Origin of the sequence: Sphingobium sp. CR2-8 (genome assembly GCF_035818615.1) — a bacterium.
Lineage (GTDB): Bacteria > Pseudomonadota > Alphaproteobacteria > Sphingomonadales > Sphingomonadaceae > Sphingobium.
Genome location: NZ_JAYKZY010000002.1, coordinates 3,430,427 through 3,450,468 on the forward strand (window position 1 = coordinate 3,430,427; position 20,042 = coordinate 3,450,468).

The following is a 20,042-nucleotide window of genomic DNA, read 5'->3' on the forward strand; positions in this document are numbered from 1 at the left end:
ATCATTTAAAGTCCAAATGGTGCCTCTATATCGGCCTCATCGCCCTTATCCTCTCTAGAATGACATCCCTGAACCTTGGCCCTGCCGTGCAACTTGCTCCGGCGGGGTTAATCTTCGTCATTAGCCTTGTAATTTCGGTGCAATTCTCACGCCACATCGGACTCCCGATAACGGCTTTTCGTGCTTTCGAGTAGAAATGCCAAGCAAATGGCGTTGGATGCAGTCGCCTATCCCCATAGCGGCTTTGCAATCCCGTTTTCGCTAGGAAGTGGGCACTTTGTCAGCCTTTCTACCGTGCTCTATGTCCAGGCAAATGATCCGGCTGCAACGCCAGCTCCAGACGAAATTATCAATAACTACCTCAGATTACGAGATTTTCCTGCAGATTGGCCATGCTCTTACGTTGTAGCTGCAAATTGCCCGGCAATTCCTACTCGAAAGCACGAATTGCCACCCGGTCTGAAACGGGTGGCACAAGGGGAGCAGCCCAGAAACATGAAATTCACAGTCGAGCCGGACCCAAGATTCTCGTGCATCATTTCGGCTGAGAAACACTTTTGCGAGACGACAAACAGGCTGTTTGAATCGGCTCTGGACAAAGAGAAGCTACCGCTTCAAAGTGTACGAACGTCGGTGGAAAACTATGGACGAGTGATGCGCGTGGTAAATGGTGTGGGAAGCTGGAAATAGGCTTAGGGAATTGATTTTATTATCAAAATCTTAGGGTGGGACTTCATAAGTCCTCCGTCTCCGCCAATTTTTCCAAGGCCCATGCGATGATCCGATCCCGCTTCGGCACCTTTCGTGGTCTTGTCCGCCTGGCCCTTTCCTATCCGCAATTGATGCTCGGCCGATCCGCCAGCGTCGCGCCTGATCCGGCGCAGGTGCGGCGACTGGTGTTCGTATGCCAGGGCAATATTTGTCGTAGCGCCTTTGCAGATGTGGCGGCGCGGCGCGCGGGGTTGCATGCGGCGTCCTTCGGCCTGTCGACCACCACCGGGCGAGCAGCGCATGAACCCGCAATCGTGGCAGCGCGCGCCCTGGGTTATGATTTGTCCAATCATAAGGCGGTCGATTTGCAGGACTATAGCCCGCAGACAGGCGACCTGTTGCTGGCGATGGAGGTGCGACAGTTGCACCGGCTGGGGGCAGATCCGCGTCTCAGCGGCCTGCCGCGCATGCTGCTGGGGCGCTGGACGCAGCCGATGCTGCCGCATCTGCATGATCCCTACGGCCTGGACGATAGCTATATGACGACATGCCTGGCCCGGATCGACCGCACGGTGCCTCGTCTGGTCAGGGCTTTCCCCGGCGCACGGCTTTCCTGAACATCTGGGCCATGTCCCGCAGCCACGGCTTTGGGTCGGAACGGCTGAACACATAATAACGCGCGCGGGGGTCGAGGAAAGCCAGCAGATAGGTGATGAGGTCGACGATCGGCCGACGCTGGAAGAAGGGATCACCAATGCGGCCGGGTGCGAGGAGGATGCGGGCAAGACGCTTCGTTTCCGGCACCATGTAGCGGGCGCGCAGGTCGTCGCGCGGCGAGGGTGCGGGATCGGTCTGGGCCAGCACCTTGCGGCGATAGGCTTCCCAAGCGAAATCGGCGCCGCAATGACGAGCCAGTGGCAGGCTACCCCAAAAGCGGCCGTTCACCTCCATCAGCCAATAATGATCGCTGGCGGCGTCATAACGATATTCGACCATCGCCTGCCCTTCCCATTCGATCGCGCGGAGCAGCTTTTCCGACAAGGCCATCTGCGCGCCATGCGCATCCGTCGGTTCGGCACGGCAGAGGGTGGAGACGCCGCCTTCGGGCGGCCATTCGTGCAGGCGGCGATGCTGGAAGCGCAGCGTCGCCTGACCATCCTGCATGTAGAGCATCTGGCCTAGCCCGACACCGCGACAATATTGCTGGATAAGCGGCCAGCGACCGATCGGGGCGTAGCGCGCCAGCAGGGCGAGCAATTCATCGGGGGTGCGGATATAGTCGGTCTTGATCCATTCAAGGCCGACCCGTTCCAATATGCCCATGATTTCCGGCGGATTGGCCCATTTGACGACCAGAGGATAGTGCATCTGGCGGGCGCGGGCGGCGAAATCCTGACCTTCCCTAGGCTGCCAGGTCTGCGGCACGCGCAGCCCCGCCGCCGCCGCCGCGTGGAGCGTCTGTAATTTGTCCAGCACCCGCTCCAACGGCTCGGGCCGAGGGACCAGGATATGACAATCGCCGATCATCGGTGGCAGGGTAGCCAGTTGCAACAGGTCGGATTCGGAAATGGCGAACACCGCCTTCGCGCCGGTTCGGACGATGAGATCGGGCAGCCAGTCGGCAATGGGACCAGCCGGGCGCTGCGTCCAGCTGGCGCAATGGTGGGACGCGGTGCCGATGGAAGTAGAATCCCGGGCCACGCCGTGGACGCGCAGGCCATGGCCACCCAGCTCGCGCAAAACAGTCAGGCCGATCGCATTTTCCAGGCCTATCAGGATCGCATCGGGAAATGCCGTCACGCAGGCACCAACCGACGTTCATACCGCCACGTCACCCATGCCTGCTGCGCGATGCGTAGGCCGGTGCGCCACTGGCTGGGCGCGGCGCGGGTCAACGCGCGCGCAGGTCGATCGGCCATATCGGTGGGCAGGTCGTTGAAACCGACGCCCCGCACCGCTGGCAGACGCGCCGCTTCGCGACAGAGCGATTCGAACCGGGCGATGACGGCGTGGTTGGGCCGCTGCCGATCGCGGGACAGCATTTCGAAACTATGGGTGACGACGACGAAGGCGTCATGCCCTTCGCGCACCGCATGGCGCAAACCTGCGTGCATTTCGGCGGCGGACATGGCGCAGATCTGGGCCGGACGGAATCCGCTGGGACGATCGGCAATGCCTGACACCGGCAGTTCGGCGACGCCGTGCCGCCGCACCGCACCGATCTGCGCACGATCGACAGAAATGGCGCATTCGCGGCCGAGATAGGCAGGGTTTACGCTACTGTCCCAGGCGACACCCAGTGCGGCCAGTGCGCGCAACGTATCGTCGTTCGCCCCGAAATTCCCGGCGCGAAAGGCAGTGATGGCGGGGGCGCCTGCATCTTCGAGCAGTTGCTTCGCCTGGCCGAGTAGAACGACCTGGTCGGCCAGCGAAAAGTCGCCGATGTTGCGGCCCCGCCGATCGCCGACCGGGGAGGGATTCGCCCAGGCGAGCCATTCGGTATGGATATGCATCTGCACTTCATGCCCGCGTCCGACGATGGCGCCGACGATCGGTGCCAGGAAATCGGGGCCATGAACCAGCGCGGGGAGCGGATCGAGAAAGAAGACGCCCTTGAGCCCATGGCGATCGAGCAGGTCCATCTGCCAGCCGATGCCGAAAGCCTGGCCCCGCGCCTGCGCCCAGATCGACCGACCGACATTGTCGTCCAGCCCCACCCCCCGCTGATGCAGCGAGGAAGAGAGTTCCGTATCGACAGTGATGAGCAGTGCGGTCATGCGGCGGTCCGGTCAGGCGAGGCGACAACCCTGCCATAGGCCAGCGGAGTTAAGGAGGGGTAATGTTTCTCTCTTATGTCCGTTACGGCGCCTATCGGCAGAAGACCGGTGCATTCGCCCGCGCATGCCGTTCATTCGAGCAGGGAAAATTCGCCATAATTGCCCTGGAAGAACAGCAGCGGGCTGCCGGGACGATCGACCTCCAACGCAACAACGCGGCCGATCGCGATATAATGGTCGCCCGCTTCATGCACGGCGTCGAGCGTGCAGTCGATCCATGCGACGACATCGTCCAATATGGGCGATCCGTTGGCCGAAACGCGGTGCGCGATGCCCGCGAACTTGTCCGGGCCGGAGCCCGCGATCTTGCGACACAACGGGGTCTGGTCGCTGGCGAGGACATTGACGCAAAATTTGCCGACAGCCTGAATACGCGGCCAGCTGCTCGAATTTTTGGCAGGGAGAAAGGCGACGAGCGGCGGGTCGAGCGAGACCGACGTGAAGGAGCCGACCACCATGCCGACCGGCGCGCCTTCCGCTTCCACGGCGGTGATGATGCACACGCCGGTGGGATAATGGCCCAGCACCCGACGGAAGGTCGCGCTGTCGAAACTGATCTCCGCACTCATGTCCTGGCTCCCGCTTCACATCGCCCGCCGTCCAAGGCGGACAGGATGCGCCCTCCCTGTCGCGCCCGACAGGGGCGTGGCAAGTGAAAAGCGTCCGCCCATCGATGCGAAGGGCATATAGATCGAGCAGCGGATATCAGAGCGCCACGCCGCCTGCCGCCAAGACGGCAAGGGTCAGCAATTCCGACGCGTTGGACGACATGGTCGCGATCTGCACCGATTTTTCCATGCCGACGAGCAACGGCCCGATCATCGTCGTGCCGCCCAGTTCGCGCAGCAACTTGGCGGAGATATTGGCCGATTGCAGGCCGGGCATGACCAGGACATTGGCCGGTCCCGACAGGCGGCTGAACGGATAGCTTTTCATGACGGTGGGGTTGAGCGCCGCATCGGGCGTCATTTCGCCTTCATATTCGAAATCGACATCCCGTTCGTCCAGCAGTTTCACCGCGTCGCGCACATTGTCGAGGAACGCCCCGGGCGGGTTGCCGAAGTTGGAGTAGGAGAGAAACGCGACGCGCGGGTCGTGGCCCATGCGGCGGGCGACCGCGACCGTGCCTTCCGCAATGTCCGCCAGTTCGGCGGCGGACGGGCGTTCATGCACCGTGGTGTCGGCCAGGAACACGGTCTTGTCCTTCGCCACCATGACATGGATGCCGAAGGGGGTGCGGCCGGGCACCGGGTCCATCACCCGCTTCACTTCGCGCAGAGTCTGGCCATAGGGCCGGGTCGTGCCGGTGATCATCGCGTCGGCGACGCCCATCTTGACCAGCAAGGTGCCAAAGATGTGACGATCGCGATTGACCATCCGCTCGCAATCGCGGCGCAGATAGCCGCGCCGCTGGAGGCGGGCGTAGAGCAGGTCGACCATGTCGGGCACCAGCGGCGAGTTGACGCTGTTGTGCAGTTCGAAGCTTTCGGGATCACGTACGCCCAGCGCGCGCAGCTTGTCGACCACGTCGCCACGGCCGACCAGCACCGGAACGCCATAGCCCAGTTCGCGGAACTGGATGGCGGCGCGCAGCACCACTTCCTCTTCCGCTTCGGCGAAGACGACGCGCTTGGGGTTGGACTTGGCGATTTCATAGGCGCTGGTCAGGACCGAGGTGGTCGGGTTGAGCCGCGCCTTCAACGACTGACGGTAGGCGGCCATGTCCGGTATCGGCTTTTGCGCGACGCCGGTTTCCATCGCGGCCTGCGCCACGGCGGCAGGGACCACTTCCATCAGGCGCGGGTCGAAGGGCGCGGGGATGATATAGTCCGGGCCGAAACTGTGCGAACGACCATAGGCCTTGGCCACTTCCTCCGGCACCTGCTCGCGCGCCAGTTCCGCGATGGCATGGGCGGCGGCCAGCTTCATCGCTTCGTTGATGCCGGTCGCCCGCACGTCGAGCGCGCCGCGGAAGATGAAGGGGAAGCCGAGGACATTGTTGACCTGATTGGGGAAGTCCGAGCGGCCGGTGGCGACGATTACATCGGGCCGCACGGCATGGGCGTCAGGCGGCAGGACTTCCGGGTCGGGATTGGCCATGGCGAAGATGATCGGATTGGCACCCATCGATTTTACCATATCCTGCGTCATCGCGCCCGCGACCGAGAGGCCCAGGAACACGTCCGCCCCCTTGACCGCTTCGGCCAATGTGCGCGCATCCGTCCTGACCGCATGGGCCGACTTCCACTGGTTCATGCCCTCCGTTCGGCCCTGGTAGATCACGCCCTTGCTGTCGCACATGATGACGCTGTCATGGGGGACGCCCAGCGCCTTGATCAGTTCGGTGCAGGAAATGGACGCCGCGCCCGCGCCGTTCACGACGACCTTCAGATCCTTCATGTCGCGGCCTGTGAGCAACGCCGCATTGATCACGCCCGCCGCCGCGATGATGGCGGTGCCATGCTGGTCGTCATGGAAGACCGGAATGTTCATCCGTTCTTTCAGCGTCTGTTCTATGATGAAACATTCAGGCGCCTTGATATCTTCAAGGTTGATGCCGCCGAAGGTCGGCTCCATCAGTTCGACTGCGTCGATGAAGCGATCGACATCCTCGGTCTTGAGTTCGATATCGATGCTGTCTACGTCGGCGAAGCGTTTGAAGAGGACGGCCTTGCCCTCCATCACCGGCTTGGACGCCAGCGCGCCGAGATTGCCGAGACCCAGGATCGCCGTGCCGTTGGAAATAACCGCGACCAGATTGCCCTTGGCGGTATAATCATAGGCGGTTGCCGGGTCGGCGGCGATGGCGCGCACCGGCACCGCGACGCCCGGCGAATAGGCGAGGCTTAGATCGCGCTGCGTCGCCATCGGCTTGGAAGCGATGATCTCGATCTTGCCGGGGCGTCCGGTCGAGTGGAAAAACAGCGCCTCGCGCTCGGAAAATTCCACATTAGATTTATCGGACATCGCGACACCCATATATTGGAACAAGAAGGCGGCCCTAGCGGTAACATTATCGTGTGGGCAAGTGCGAGAAGCGCAATTTTCCTGCACTTTTGCGAAGCGCTGGTTTCGGTTCGAGGTTCAGGCTATCGCCCTGTTCCATGGCTTCCTCGACCGACACCGCTGCCCCAACCCCCATGATGGCGCAATATCTGACGCTCAAGGCCGAAGCGCAGGACTGCCTGCTCTTCTATCGCATGGGGGATTTTTTCGAACTGTTCTTTGACGACGCGAAAATGGCGGCGGCGACGCTCGACATCGCGCTGACCAGTCGGGGCGAGCATGGCGGCGCGCCGATCCCGATGTGCGGTGTGCCCGTACATAGCGCCGAGGGCTATCTCGCACGGCTCCTCAAGGGCGGCCATCGCGTCGCAATCGCCGAACAGACCGAGACGCCGGCACAGGCCAAGGCGCGTGGGGGCAAGACGCTCGTGGCGCGGGCGATCGTGCGCTATGTCACCGCCGGCACGTTGACCGAGGAAACGCTGCTCGACAGCCGCCGCGACAATATGCTGGTCGCGCTGGCGCAGGTCGGTGGCGAGAGTGCAGGCGAGATCGGCATCGCCGCGGCCGATATCTCCACGGGCCGGTTCGAGACGATGACCTGCCCGATCGGCGACCTGCAAGCCGAACTGGCGCGGCTGCGGCCGAGCGAGACGGTCGTGGCCGAAGGATCTGCGCTGGACCTGGTTGATTGCCATATGTTCGATCGCGCCGCCTTTTCCAGCGCACGGGCGGAGGAACTCACTGAAGCGCGTGTTCGGGGTCGCGACACTGGACGGTTTCGGCCAGTTCGGGCGCGCGGAACTGGCGGCGATGGGTGGACTGATCGCCTATCTCGACCATGCAGGCAAGGGCACCCTGCCCTTCCTGGCCCCGCCACTGCGCAAGGCAAGCGGCGGCCATGTCGCCATCGACGCAGCGACGCGCGAGAGTCTGGAGATCGTGGCGACTACCAGCGGCACGCGCGCGGGCAGTCTGCTGGGCGCGATCGACCGGACGGTCACGGGCGCGGGCGCGCGGTTGCTGGGGCAGGATCTGTCCGCGCCGCTGATGGACCTGGGCGCGATCGAGGCCCGGCTGGGGCTGGTGCAACTCTTTCATGACGATCCGACATTGCGCGACCAATTGCGCGGGGCACTGCGGGCGCTGCCAGATATTGGCCGCGCGGTGGGGCGCGTGGCGGTGGGGCGCGGCAGCCCGCGCGATCTGGGCCAGCTGCGCGACGGGTTGGGCGAAGCGCGATTGCTGCGCGAACGGCTCGGGCGGTTGGCCGATGCGCCGCAGTTACTCGTGCAGTTGCTGCCTGCGCTGGACGGGCACGGCGCGCTGGTCGATGCGCTGGCGCGCGCGCTGGTGCCCGCGCCCCCGACCGAGACGGCGAGCGGTGGCTATATCGCCGATGGCTATGATCCCGCGCTCGATGAACTGCGGCGGTTGAGCAGCGACGGGCGCAGGGCAATCGCCGCTCTGGAGGCCAAATATCGCGAACAGACCGGGATATCGTCGCTCAAGATCCGGCATAATGGCGTGCTGGGCTATCATGTCGAGGTGCCCGCGCGCGCTGCCGACAGCCTGATGGCGCCCGACAGCGGCTTCACCCATCGGCAGACGCTGGCGGGCGTGGTGCGCTTCAATTCGATCGACCTGCATGAAGAAGCGGGGCGGGTCGCGCAGGCAGGCGCACATGCGCTGGTCGCCGAAGCCGCGCATCTGGAAGAACTGACCTCCGCCGTTCTGGATCGCAAGGCGGACATTGCACGCGCGGCCGATGCGCTGGCGCGGCTGGACGTCGCCGCGTCGCTTGCGGAACGGGCGGCCGAAGGCGGCTGGCAGCGGCCGCATTTCGTGGCGGCGGATGGTGCGGGGCCATGTTTGGACATCGTTGGCGGGCGGCATCCGGTGGTGGAGGATGCGCTGCGCAAGGACGGGCAGCCCTTCGTCGCCAATGACTGCCGGTTGTCCGAGAGTGATCGGCTGTGGCTGGTCACCGGCCCGAATATGGGCGGCAAGTCGACCTTCCTGCGCCAGAATGCGCTGATCGTGATCCTGGCGCAGGCGGGAGGCTATGTTCCTGCGCAGGCGGCGACGCTGACGCTGGTCGATCGATTGTTCAGCCGCGTCGGGGCGTCGGACAATCTGGCCAAGGGGCGGTCGACCTTCATGGTAGAGATGGTCGAGACCGCGGCAATCCTGGCGCAGGCGACGGAGCGCAGCTTCGTCATCTTGGACGAGGTCGGGCGCGGCACGTCCACCTATGACGGGTTGGCGCTGGCCTGGGCGGTGGTGGAGGCGGTGCATGAGGTCAACCGGTGCCGCTGCCTGTTCGCGACCCATTATCACGAACTGACCCGATTGGCCGAAACGCTGACGTCGTTGTCGCTTCACCATGTGCGGGCGCGCGAGTGGAAGGGTGATCTGATCCTGCTGCACGAACTGGCGCAGGGACCGGCCGATCGCAGCTATGGCCTGGCGGTGGCGCGGCTGGCGGGATTGCCGCCCGCCGTGCTCAAGCGCGCCAAGGATGTGCTGGCACGGTTGGAGGCGGGCAAGGCGAAGACCGGCGGGATCGCGGCGGGGCTGGACGACCTGCCGCTGTTCGCTGCGGTCGCTGCCCAGGAGGAGGAGAAGCCCGATCCGCTGCTGGCGGCGATCGCGGCGATCGACGCCGACGCCCTGTCCCCGCGAGAGGCGCTCGATCACATATATCGATTGAAACAACTGGCCGCCGACATGCGGCGCGACTAGATAGCGGCCATGGTCATGCAGTTCCCCGCCCTCGGATCGCGTCGCGCGATCATCGACCGGCGCGCGATTTCCGATCGGATCAACGCCCTGGCGCAAGAGCATCCGGGCGATGTGCCAGCTATGCGCGGTGGTATCGTCACGGAATTGAAGGCGGCGCTGGAGCATGGCCGGAGCGAAGTCGCGCGACGATTGGAGGCCAAGCCCACGCGTGGGCGGGAGTCCGTCACCGCCTTCGCCTTCCTGATCGACCAGATTTTGCGGTTGCTCTATGACGCAACCACGCATCATCTCTACCCGGCGGCCGACCGTAGCGCGGGCGAGCGGATCGCGCTGATCGCCGTGGGCGGCTATGGCCGGGGCGAGATGGCGCCGCATAGCGATGTCGACATCGGCTTCATCACCCCGTCCAAGCCCGTCGGCTGGACCGAGCAGGTGATCGAATCCATGCTCTATTCGCTCTGGGATCTGGGGTTGAAGGTCGGCCATAGCAGCCGGTCGATCGATGAGACGATGCGCATGGCCAAGGCCGACCTGACGGTCCGCACCGCCTTGCTGGAGGCCCGCTATGTGTGGGGCGACCGGACGTTGTACGAGGAAACGTCGGTCCGCTTCGATGCCGAGGTGATGCAGGGCAATGCCCGCGCCTTCGTCACCGAAAAGCTGGTGGAACGCGACGAGCGGCACAAGCGCATGGGTGACAGCCGCTACGTGGTCGAACCCAATGTGAAGGAAGGCAAGGGCGGCCTTCGCGACCTGCATACGCTGTTCTGGATCGGCAAATATGTGAACCGGGTGCGGTCGGTCGCCGAGCTGGTCGATGTCGGGCTGTTGACCCAGGTCGAACTGCGCCAGTTCCAGAAGGCCGAGGATTTCCTGTGGGCGGTGCGGTGTCACCTGCACACCATCACCGGGCGCGCCGAGGACCGGCTGACCTTCGACCTGCAGCTGGAAACCGCGACGCGCATGCGCTTTACCGGGCGGGCCGGCCAGTCCGGCGTCGAGCGGTTCATGCGCTATTATTTCCTCAACGCGAAGATCGTGGGCGACCTGACCGCTGTGTTCCTGGCGCATCTCGACGACCAGATGGCGGAAAAGGGTCGGCGCTATATCCCGTCCATCTTCCGTCGGCCCAAGAAGCTGGACGGCTTCGTGCTGGAACGCGGGCGGCTGAGCCTGCCGAGCGACGATTTTTTCCAGGCGGACCCGGTGCGGCTGCTGGAAATCTTCGCCGTTGCGGACAAACATGGGTTGCAGATCCACCCCAGCGCGATCCGCGCGGCCAGCCGCGACGCGGGGCTCATCAATGCGAAGGTGCGTAAAGACCCGCGCGCCAATGCCGCCTTCATAGAGGTGCTGACGTCGCCGCGCGATCCGGAAACGGTATTGCGCAGGATGAACGAATCATCGGTGTTCGGCCGTTTCGTGCCCGATTTCCGCCGCGTCGTCGCGCAGATGCAGTTCGACATGTATCATCATTATACGGTGGACGAACATACCATCCGCGCCGTCGGCCTGCTGTCCCGCATCGAAAAGGGCGAACTGGCGCAGGACCACCCGCTGGCGAGCGACCTGATGGGCAAGCTGCTGTCGCGTCGGGCGCTGTATGTCGCGGTGCTGCTGCACGACATCGCCAAGGGGCGCGGCGGCGACCACAGCCTGCTGGGCGCGGAGGTAGCCGAGCATCTGTGCCCGCGGCTGGGCCTGACCCCGGCGGAGACGGAAACGGTCGCCTGGCTGGTGCGCTATCACCTGCTGATGTCCGCCACCGCCTTCAAGCGCGATCTGGCCGATTACAAGACGATCCTCGATTTCGTCGACGTGGTGCAAAGCCCCGAACGACTGCGGCTGCTGTTGTGCCTGACGGTGGTGGACATTCGCGCCGTGGGGCCGGGCGTGTGGAACAGCTGGAAACGCCAACTGCTGGGCGATCTGTACGAGAGCGCCGAAGAAGTGCTGCGGCTGGGCCACAAGCAGAAGGGCCGGGGCGAGCGGGTGATCGTCAAACAGGAAACGTTGCAACAGGCGCTGGGCATCGATGACGTCGCCTTCGCCGCGTTCAGCAAGCGCCTGCCCGAATCCTACTGGATTGCCGAGCCCGACGATATCCTGTTCCACAATGCGCAGCATATCCTGGCGGCAGGCGAATCGCCGCTGTCGATCGCGGCGCAATATTATCCGCAGCGTGGCGCGACGCTGGTGACGGTCTATGCCGCCGACCATCCGGGGCTGTTCTATCGGATCGCGGGGGCCATCCATCTGGCCGGTGGCAACATCATCGACGCGCGCATCCACACCACCCGCGACGGCGTGGCGATCGATAACTTCCTGGTGCAGGATCCGTTTGGCGGCGCGTTCCACAGTCCCGACCAGCTGAAACGCATTCGGGGCGCGATCGAGGATTCGCTGTCCAACCGGCATCGCATGATCACCAAGCTTTCGGCGCGCCCGTTGACCCGTACCCGCGCCGAAGCATTCCGTATCGAACCCAATGTGCTGATCGACAACAAGGCGTCGAATCGCTTCACGGTGGTGGAGGTGAATGCGCGCGATCGGCCGGCCCTGTTGTTCAGCCTCGCCAATGCGCTGTTCCAGTCGAAGGTGACGGTGCATAGCGCCCATGTCGCCACCTATGGCGAACGCGCGGTCGATACGTTCTACGTCACCGACCTTCTGGGTGGGAAGATCGAGAGCAAGGCGCGACTCCAGACGCTGGAACGGCGTTTGCTGGAAGCGGCGGGCGGCGAAGTGGGCGAAGCGCTGGAGCGAGCCTGACGCGGCGCGTCAAATGGCTTCAGAACAGTTTGACCGCCATCCAGACGGCAGTGATCGCGATGCCCCAGGCGCAGATGGCCGACGCGGCGATGACGCCCACGCGCCTGCGGACGGACAATATCTCCCGTTCGCCATCATGAAGCGGTTCGGGCGTATCCCTGATGACGAGGCCGAAATGCCCGTCTACCAGCGTATCGGTTTCACGCGCGATATCGATATCGTGGCCGGTCAATCCGCGATCGAATTCCAGGCCCGTCCCGCCGCCCCCTGACCAGACGACCTGTGCGGCGCAAGCGCCGATGCCGGGCAAGCCAATAGTCACGCGATCGTCCACGGCCAGGCCAAGGTCGCCCGACACGCGGCAGCCGCCACAGGACAGGTCTTCGATGATGATATCGATGGGAATCTGTTCATTGCCGCGCATCGTCGACGGACGCGCCATCCCTGCACGATCATTCGCGCGCCGCTCGGTCAGCAGTTTGGCATGAAGGACGCTGGACATCGATGGGTTCCAATCTGACGTCCGTTATAAGGCCGATCTCTTAAAGGGCGATTAACCGTCCTTCTACGGCCTGATCTCCATCAGGTCGCCCGGCGCCAGCAGCGGCAGGAGCCGCAGCATATCGGCACGATCCACCGCCACGCATCCGGCCGTGGGTTGCCCTTCGGACAGGTGGAAGAAGATCGCGCTGCCCTGCCCCGGTATCGGCGGGGCGTCGTTGTGGCCAAGTATGACGATGACGTCATAGGCGTCGTCGCTGCGGATCAGGGCCTCGGCGGAGAAGGCGCGGGGCAGCCGGACCGGTCGGTTATAGGCGGGGTCGGCCGGGTCGTCGGACCAGCCGTCGTTCGCCCGCACCCAGCGCCAGGGCAATCGGATGCCCGTCGCTTCGAGCTTGCCGGGTCGCAGCAGCGCGGCGCGGACGGGCCAAAGCCCCAATGGCGTGCAGCCGTCCCCCTCGCGCTTCGTGTCGGCCGGGCAAGGACCACCCCTGCCGATCGTACAATCCATCGTCAGATCGCCGCAGGTCAGACGGCCCGCACGGCAATCGACGCGAACGACCGTCACAGCTGGTGGCCGGTCCGGTCCCGCTTGGTCGCGAGATAGCGTTCATTATGCGGGTTGGTCGGCAGGATGATCGGCAGCCGTTCGGTGACGGCGATGCCCGCCGCTTGCAGTCCCGCCACCTTGTTGGGATTGTTGGTGAGCAGGCGCACCGCACCCACGCCGAGCAGGTCGAGCATGCGCGCGGCGACCGAAAAGTCGCGCGCGTCGATGGCGAAGCCCAACCGGACATTGGCGTCCACCGTATCGAACCCCTGATCCTGCATCGCATAGGCGCGCAATTTGTTGACAAGGCCGATGCCCCGCCCCTCCTGACGCAGATAGAGGAGGATGCCCCAGGGCGCGTCAGCGATTTTGTGCAACGCTTCGTGCAGTTGCGGGCCGCAATCGCATTTTAGGCTGCCCAGCACGTCACCGGTCAGGCATTCGCTGTGCAGGCGGATCACCGGGGGCGAAGCGTCCCGCTGGCCGACGACCAACGCGATATGTTCGCGCGGCTCGTCGGGACTGCGGAAGGCAATGATCTCCGCCGTTTCGCTGGCCGACACGGGCAAGCGCGCGCGTGTGGCGATCGCTAGGTGGATGGCGTCGTCATAGGCGTCCACATCGGCGGCTTTGAGCGTCGCTTCGACCGGGCCGTCGCCTTCCAGCAGAAAATAGGCAGGCAGGATGCCCGCCAGACGGGCGAGACGCAGTGCAGCCTTGGCGGCCTGCGGCGCAGGCAGCATGCGGGCGCGGAACGGCCCCTTGAGCGGCGAAGCCAGATCGAGCACGGGGTCGGAGATGGCGGTTGCGACATCCGCATCGATCCACGGGGCACGCTCGATCAGCACCGGCAGGTCGGGATCGGCCGCCGCCAGCTGGTTGGCGAGCTTCAGGGTTTCGGCGCGAGCGGCGGAAATAAGGATGTCGGCCCGGCCTTCGGAATCGAAATCGGCCAGCGTCACGGCGTCCGCGCCCTCGATCGCCATCAGTCGGATCGCGCCGTCAGAACCGATCAGGCGGATCGCCCAGCCGCGACGCAACGCGTCCATGGCGCGCGCGGCATCACGTCCGTTGACGCCGCCCGCCATCAGAACGCAAATTCCGTGATGATCGGTATATGGTCGGACGGCTTGATCCAGCTGCGCGCGGGTTCGACCACGCGATGGCTCGTCGCCTTTTCCGCCACGTCCTTCGTCATCCACATATGGTCGAGGCGGCGCCCACGATCCGATTCCGTCCAGTCCTTCGCCCGATAACTCCACCAGGTGTAGAGGCGGGCGGGCGCGGGATGGAAATGGCGGCCGATGTCGACCCAGTCGTTCGACGCCTGGAGCCGGGCGAGGATTTCGCATTCCACTGGCGTGTGGCTGACGACGTTCAGCAACTGCTTGTGGCTCCAGACGTCGCATTCCAGCGGGGCGATGTTGAAGTCGCCGGTAAGGATGGCAGGCTGCTTGTCGAGCGCCGACGACCACTGGATCATCCGTTCGAGGAAATCCATCTTTTGGCCGAATTTCGGGTTGAGTTCGCGGTCGGGAATGTCGCCCCCGGCGGGCACATAGACATTTTCGATCCGCACGCCATTGTCGAGCCTGACGCCGACATGGCGCGCTTCGCCATTGGCCTGCCAGTCGAACCGGTCATCCTCATGCACCGGCACCTTGCTCATGATGGCGACGCCATGATGCATGCGCTGCCCGTTCAGCACTTGATGGACATAGCCCAAGCGGCGGAACATCTCGATCGGGAAAGTCTCGTTCACCACCTTGGTTTCCTGCAGGCACAGGATGTCGGGCGATTCGAGCCGCAGCAGCTGCTCGACGATGTCGATGCGCGCGCGGACGGAGTTGATGTTCCAAGAGCAGATGGAGAGGGTGTCGGCCATGGATTGCACCTAGGAGTCCGCAAGCCGACACGCAAGCGGATGAGAGAGTGCCGCACAAAGTAAGACCCCCGCTCCGGGGGCGTGGAACGGGGGTCTCGATCGCGCCCTTGAAGCGCTTCGCGGCGGGAGGGGGGACCGGGTAACAGGGGGGAAATCCCGGTTTGTCTCTCGCCTTGAGCCTTGATTAGCGGCCGCCATATGAGCGGCAGATGAACGAATAGCCAAGTTTTTCCATCCGTCCTGCCAGGCGCTCGGTTCAGCCCCCGGCTGCGCGCCCCTTTGGCCGCGGGTCGGTCCAGCGGAAGGCGGAATTGGCCACGGCCGCGCCATAGACCTGGTTGGTCAGGCGCACGGCGGTGCGGTTATTCTGCGAATCGAGCGCGACCCAGCCGTAAAGCTGCAACCCGGCGGGACCGGAAGGATCGCGTTTGAAGATCATGGTGAAAGTGCCATATTCGGGCCGCTTGGGATCCCGCGCCTCGACGCTCAGGACCGATGGATCGCCGGTCGGCACCACCCTGCCCATTTTCGACAGATCCTTGTTCGGATCGATCAGCGCGCCCAGCGGCGAATTGCCGATCGGCCAGCGCTGCACTTGGCGCACTTCATAATCGATCATGGTTAGCGCCTTGCCATCACCCACGATCAGCAGCGGCACGCCCTTTTGATATTGGAAGCGCACTTTCCCCGGCTGCTTCAGGGTAAGCTTGCCGGTCAGGGTCTGGCCGCTGCGATCGGTCTGGCTGAAATCGGCGGTTAGGGTGGTGACGCCGCGGATATAAGCATTGACCTGGGCCAGGTCGGACGAGGCCTGCTGCGCGCGCGCAGGCGCCGTCGGCAGAAACGCCGACAGGGCGACCGGTGCGGCGGCAAGAGCCAGGATCAGGGGCGCAAGGCTGCGCTGCATGGCGTTCAACTCCGGTTGTTTGGGCGGATGAGGTAGAGGGTCGGGATTGAACCCGTTGTGAACCTACCTGTTCCCAAATAGCAAGATTCGGGGCCGGGGCGCGGTGGGGCAGATTCTTCGGACATTGCCTTTGAGCAGGCGGCATCCTCCCTATCCATGGACAAAAAAAGGGGCCGATCGAAACGACCGGCCCTTGAAAGTTTTAGGAGAGGATGCCTGAAAGGCCCGCTCCTTTTGCCGATGGTGCAGTCATCCCGCAAATGCGAAAGGCGGCACGATGATTGCGCGATATGCAATCATAGGCCGGTCAGCCCGGATTAGAGCGGATTGCCATTCTCGTCGCGCAGCACTTCGCGGCGGCCCACATGGTTGGGCGCACCGACCAGCCCTTCTTCTTCCATCCGTTCGATGAGGCGGGCCGCGCTGTTATAGCCAACCCGCAGCTGGCGTTGCAGCCAACTGGTCGACGCCTTCTGGTTCTCGAAGACCAGCTGGCACGCCTTGCGGAACAGCTGGGCGTCGGGGCTGTCGTCGCCCAGGTCCACGCCGTCCAGCGCGAAGCTGCCCTCTTCGGGTTCCTCGGTCACGGCCTGGATATAGTCGGGCTGGCCCTGCGCGCGCCAGTGATCGGCGACGACGCGGACTTCATCGTCCGACACGAAGGGACCATGGACGCGGGTCAGCCCCTTGCCGCCATGCATGTAGAGCATGTCGCCCTTGCCCAGCAGCTGTTCGGCGCCCTGCTCGCCCAGGATGGTGCGGCTGTCGATCTTCGACGTCACGAAGAAGCTGATGCGGGTCGGCAGGTTCGCCTTGATGACGCCGGTGATGACGTCGACCGACGGACGCTGGGTCGCGAGGATCAGGTGGATGCCCGCGGCGCGGGCCTTTTGCGCCAGCCGCTGGATCAGGAATTCGACTTCCTTGCCCGCCGTCATCATGAGGTCGGCCAATTCGTCCACCACCACGACGATCTGCGGCAACGGCTGGAAATCGAGCTGCTCTTCCTCATAGATGGGCTTGCCGGTTTCGGGGTCGTAGCCGGTCTGGACGCGGCGGCCCAGCGGCTTGCCCTTCGCCTTCGCCGCGCGGACCTTCTCATTATAATTGGCCAGATTGCGCACGGAGATGGACGCCATCATGCGATAGCGGTCCTCCATCTGCTCCACCGCCCATTTCAGCGCCCGGATCGCCTTGGCCGGTTCGGTGACGACCGGCGAGAGCAGATGGGGAATGTCGTCATAGGTCGACAGTTCCAGCATCTTGGGGTCGATCATGATCAGGCGCAGCTGGTCCGGCGTCATGCGGTAGAGCAGCGACAGGATCATGGCGTTGAGACCCACCGACTTGCCCGACCCGGTGGTGCCCGCGATCAGCAGATGGGGCATGGGAGCGAGGTCGGCGATGATCGGTTCGCCCGAAATATTCTTGCCCAGGATGATCGGCAGGGTCGCGTCCTGCATGAACTGTTCGCTGGTGATGAGTTCGCGGAAGGACACGCCTTCGCGGTTCGCATTGGGCAATTCGATGCCTATCACCGTGCGGCCCGGGATCGTCGCGACGCGGGCCGAGAGCGCCGACATGTTGCGCGCAATGTCGTCCGCCAGCGCAATTACGCGGCTGGCCTTGATGCCCGGTGCCGGTTCCAGTTCGTACATGGTGACGACAGGGCCGGGGCGGACTTCGGTGATGTTGCCCTTCACATGGAAGTCGTCCAGCACCGATTCGAGCAGGCGCGCATTGCGTTCCAGCGCGGCCTTGTCGATCTTGCCGCCCTGGTTGGCGGGCACGGGATTGAGCAGGTCGGGCGACGGGAGCGAGCTGTGGCCGAACAGATCGTCCTGGCTGACCGGCGCCATGGCGCGCTGCACCGGGGCGGGCTTGGGCGACTGGATGGTGATGGGCGGCTTCGGCTCGTTCGTCACCTGCTTGCGCGGGGCGATGACGCGTTCGGCCGGTTCGTCGTCCTCGTCATCCTGCGCATCGGCGACGGAACCGCCCCCTGCAAAGCCCAGGGTCGGGCGCGGCAGGTTGAGTTTGGGTAGCGATGGGCGACGCAGCGCGATGATCGGCTTTTCCAGCGCAAGGCTGCGATAGCAGGCGAACAGACCCGCGATCAGCGTGAAGACGACCAGTACGCCCTTGATCCACGGTGCCGCGGCAGGAGCCTGCGCTGTCAGGCTGGCGATCCCCTTGGCCACGACCAGGCCGATGACGCCGCCCCAGCCCGCAGGCAGGCCGACCAGCGGTGCGTCCTGGAACAGGGCCAGTGCGATGCCGATCAGGACGATGCCGAACAGGCATTTGCCGAACTGCGCCTTCCAATCGCTCATATCCTGATCGCCCCACAGGCGCCGGGCGGTGACGGCCATCAGCGGCAGGATGAGCGCGACCGGTACGCCCAGCAACCATAGCAGGAAGTCGGCGGCCCAGGCGCCGGGCGCCTGCATGATATTGGCGACATGATCGCCCGCGACCGTGTTCATCGACGGGTCGCTGGGGGCATAGCTCAGCAGCGCCAGCGCCAGGAACAGCATCGCCAGCATGAGCGTGATCGCGCCGATCAGCGCGCCGCTGCGCAGCAGGCTGCGCTTGAGCATTTCGCGCCATTCCGGCGTGCGTTTGACGGTGCGGCCGACGGCCATATCCCTACTTGTCCCCCAAATGTTCCGTTTCGGCACAATGCCTCCGGCAGGGAGTCCGCGTCAAGGGTGCCCGATTACGGCTCGTCGCGCGATCAGGAGGCGGCAAGCGCCGTAAGTGCTGCGCCGTCCAGCCGCTGGACGGTCCATTCATCCATCGGCTGCGCGCCGATCGCCCGATAGATGGCAATGGCTGGTTCGTTCCAGTCGAGCACCGACCATTCCAGCCGGGCGCAATCCCGCGCGATCGCCAGTTGCGCGAGCCGGGCGAGCAGCGCCTTGCCCGCGCCAAGACCCCGTGCGTCCGGCAGGACGAACAGATCCTCCAGGTACAGGCCCGGCCGCCCTTCGAAGGTCGAGAAATTATGGAAGAACAGCGCGAAGCCGATGGGCTTTTCGGTATGTTCAGCGATCAATACCTCCGCCATCGGCCGTGGCCCGAACAGATAGCGGGCGAGCGCGTCGCGGTCTGCCTTTACGGCATGGGCCAGCCGTTCATAGACGGCGAGCGCTAGGATGAAGTCGTGAATCGCACCGATATCGTCGGCGCGCGCGTCCCTGATGATGATCTCGCTCATGCCGTTCCCGCTTCCACATGGGCCATTTTCAGCCCCTTGCTGCGCGCGGCGATAAGGCAGGCTGCAACGATGAGCAAGGCACCGGCCACGGTAGTGATCGTCACCCGCTCGCCAAAAGCCAGCCACCCGACGATCGATGCCCAGATGAAGGCGCTATATTCGACCGGGATCAGCCGCTGCGCCTGCGCCCGCGCATAGGCCCAGGCCAAGGCAGCCAGCGAGGTGAAGGCCAACGTCGCCGCCAGCAGGACGAGCGGCATGGCTTTGACCGACGGCAGGATGGCGAGCCATGGCGCGCCCAGCGAAAAGACGCAGAGCATGACGACATGCTGGAAGAAGGCGACCTCGATCGGCGAGGCGACCTGCGCCTGCTGCCGCTGGATGATGAGGTTCCAGGCGAACAGGACCGCAGAACCCAGCACGGCCAGCACGCCGAACAGCGCATCGGCGTCATAGCTGCCCTGAAGCTTGCCCGAAAGAATGATGGCAACCCCCACCAGCCCGAGCAGGGACGCACCAACTGCGCGACGCCCGACTTGTTCCTTGAGCAGCAACGCCGCCAGATACAGCGCGATGAGCGGGGCGATGAAGGACAGCGCGATAGCTTCGGCCAGCGGCAGGCGCAGGAGCGACCAGAAGAACAGCAGCGCCATGGCCGCCACCACCGTGCCGCGCAGCAGGTGAATTCGCAGCACGGCACGCGACGGCCAGCGCTGCCCGGTGACGAGCATCAGCGTCAGACCGAGCAGGCTGCCAGCCACCGCCCGCCACAGCAGCGCATTATAAAGGCCGATGGAAAGGCTGAGGCCCTTCATCGCCGCGTCCATCACGGAAAAGAGCGCGACGCCGATGCAGCAGATGAGGAAGGGCAAGGCGCCATCGCCCTTATGGCCTGCCATTGGGGCGAC

Annotated in this window: 15 protein-coding genes and 1 pseudogene; 4 read left to right on the plus strand and 12 right to left on the minus strand. The window is 64.4% G+C overall.

Translation table 11 applies throughout. The features are described from left to right. Positions 1-207: 207 nt before the first annotated feature. Together U5A82_RS20800 and U5A82_RS20805 are read left to right on the plus strand one after the other, a co-directional pair. A complete protein-coding gene (locus U5A82_RS20800) occupies positions 208-690 on the plus strand; it encodes a hypothetical protein (protein ID WP_326292746.1) in 483 nt (160 codons plus the stop codon). An 86-nt stretch (positions 691-776) separates the two neighbouring features. After that, positions 777-1,328 (plus strand): arsenate reductase/protein-tyrosine-phosphatase family protein, encoded by a 552-nt coding sequence (locus U5A82_RS20805; RefSeq protein ID WP_326292747.1) that lies wholly within the window; start codon positions 777-779, stop codon positions 1,326-1,328. Here U5A82_RS20805 and U5A82_RS20810 read toward each other — a convergent pair. The 4 genes from U5A82_RS20810 to U5A82_RS20825 all read right to left on the minus strand — a co-directional run bounded on the left by U5A82_RS20810 (position 1,297) and on the right by U5A82_RS20825 (position 6,515). Further along, a complete protein-coding gene (locus U5A82_RS20810) occupies positions 1,297-2,511 on the minus strand; it encodes a carboxylate--amine ligase (RefSeq protein WP_326292748.1) in 1,215 nt (404 codons plus the stop codon). The genes U5A82_RS20805 and U5A82_RS20810 overlap by 32 nt on opposite strands. Beyond that, positions 2,508-3,488 (minus strand): polysaccharide deacetylase family protein, encoded by a 981-nt coding sequence (locus U5A82_RS20815; RefSeq protein ID WP_326292749.1) that lies wholly within the window; start codon positions 3,486-3,488, stop codon positions 2,508-2,510. The genes U5A82_RS20810 and U5A82_RS20815 overlap by 4 nt, the downstream gene beginning before the upstream one ends. A gap of 131 nt (positions 3,489-3,619) precedes the next feature. Continuing rightward, a complete protein-coding gene (locus U5A82_RS20820) occupies positions 3,620-4,117 on the minus strand; it encodes a flavin reductase family protein (protein ID WP_326292750.1) in 498 nt (165 codons plus the stop codon). Positions 4,118-4,253: 136 nt separating this feature from the next. Further along, entirely contained in the window at positions 4,254-6,515 is a 2,262-nt protein-coding gene (locus tag U5A82_RS20825) for an NADP-dependent malic enzyme (protein WP_326292751.1), read from the minus strand. A gap of 137 nt (positions 6,516-6,652) precedes the next feature. Here U5A82_RS20825 and mutS point away from each other — a divergent pair. Beyond that, a pseudogene (gene mutS, locus U5A82_RS20830) lies at positions 6,653-9,299 on the plus strand (DNA mismatch repair protein MutS). A gap of 9 nt (positions 9,300-9,308) precedes the next feature. Further along, positions 9,309-12,071 carry a [protein-PII] uridylyltransferase gene (locus U5A82_RS20835; protein WP_326292752.1) on the plus strand — a complete coding sequence of 921 codons (2,763 nt, stop codon included), beginning with the start codon at positions 9,309-9,311 and terminating at the stop codon, positions 12,069-12,071. Positions 12,072-12,090: 19 nt separating this feature from the next. Here the strand turns inward: U5A82_RS20835 and U5A82_RS20840 are convergent, their stop codons facing one another. The 8 genes from U5A82_RS20840 to U5A82_RS20875 all read right to left on the minus strand — a co-directional run bounded on the left by U5A82_RS20840 (position 12,091) and on the right by U5A82_RS20875 (position 20,033). Next, a complete protein-coding gene (locus U5A82_RS20840) occupies positions 12,091-12,573 on the minus strand; it encodes a PilZ domain-containing protein (protein ID WP_326292753.1) in 483 nt (160 codons plus the stop codon). Between the two features lie 63 nt (positions 12,574-12,636). Continuing rightward, a complete protein-coding gene (locus U5A82_RS20845; RefSeq protein ID WP_326292754.1) occupies positions 12,637-13,140 on the minus strand; it encodes a L,D-transpeptidase family protein in 504 nt (167 codons plus the stop codon). Beyond that, entirely contained in the window at positions 13,137-14,210 is a 1,074-nt protein-coding gene (gene ribA, locus U5A82_RS20850) for a GTP cyclohydrolase II (RefSeq protein ID WP_326292755.1), read from the minus strand. Before ribA ends, U5A82_RS20845 begins: the two co-directional genes overlap by 4 nt. Continuing rightward, a complete protein-coding gene (gene xth / locus U5A82_RS20855) occupies positions 14,210-15,007 on the minus strand; it encodes an exodeoxyribonuclease III (RefSeq protein WP_326292756.1) in 798 nt (265 codons plus the stop codon). The genes ribA and xth overlap by 1 nt, the downstream gene beginning before the upstream one ends. Before the next feature lie 256 nt (positions 15,008-15,263). Continuing rightward, the gene (locus U5A82_RS20860) at positions 15,264-15,914 is read right to left on the minus strand and encodes a LolA family protein (protein ID WP_326292757.1); all 651 of its coding nucleotides are present in this window, start codon (positions 15,912-15,914) and stop codon (positions 15,264-15,266) included. Positions 15,915-16,231: 317 nt separating this feature from the next. Then, on the minus strand, positions 16,232-18,559 hold the full coding sequence (locus U5A82_RS20865) for an FtsK/SpoIIIE family DNA translocase (protein ID WP_326292758.1): 2,328 nt from the start codon (positions 18,557-18,559) through the stop codon (positions 16,232-16,234). Positions 18,560-18,651: 92 nt separating this feature from the next. Then, positions 18,652-19,134 carry a GNAT family N-acetyltransferase gene (locus tag U5A82_RS20870; RefSeq protein ID WP_326292759.1) on the minus strand — a complete coding sequence of 161 codons (483 nt, stop codon included), beginning with the start codon at positions 19,132-19,134 and terminating at the stop codon, positions 18,652-18,654. Continuing rightward, complete coding sequence (locus U5A82_RS20875; protein ID WP_326292760.1) at positions 19,131-20,033, minus strand: DMT family transporter; 903 nt, start codon at positions 20,031-20,033, stop codon at positions 19,131-19,133. Before U5A82_RS20875 ends, U5A82_RS20870 begins: the two co-directional genes overlap by 4 nt. Between the last annotated feature and the right edge of the window lie 9 nt (positions 20,034-20,042).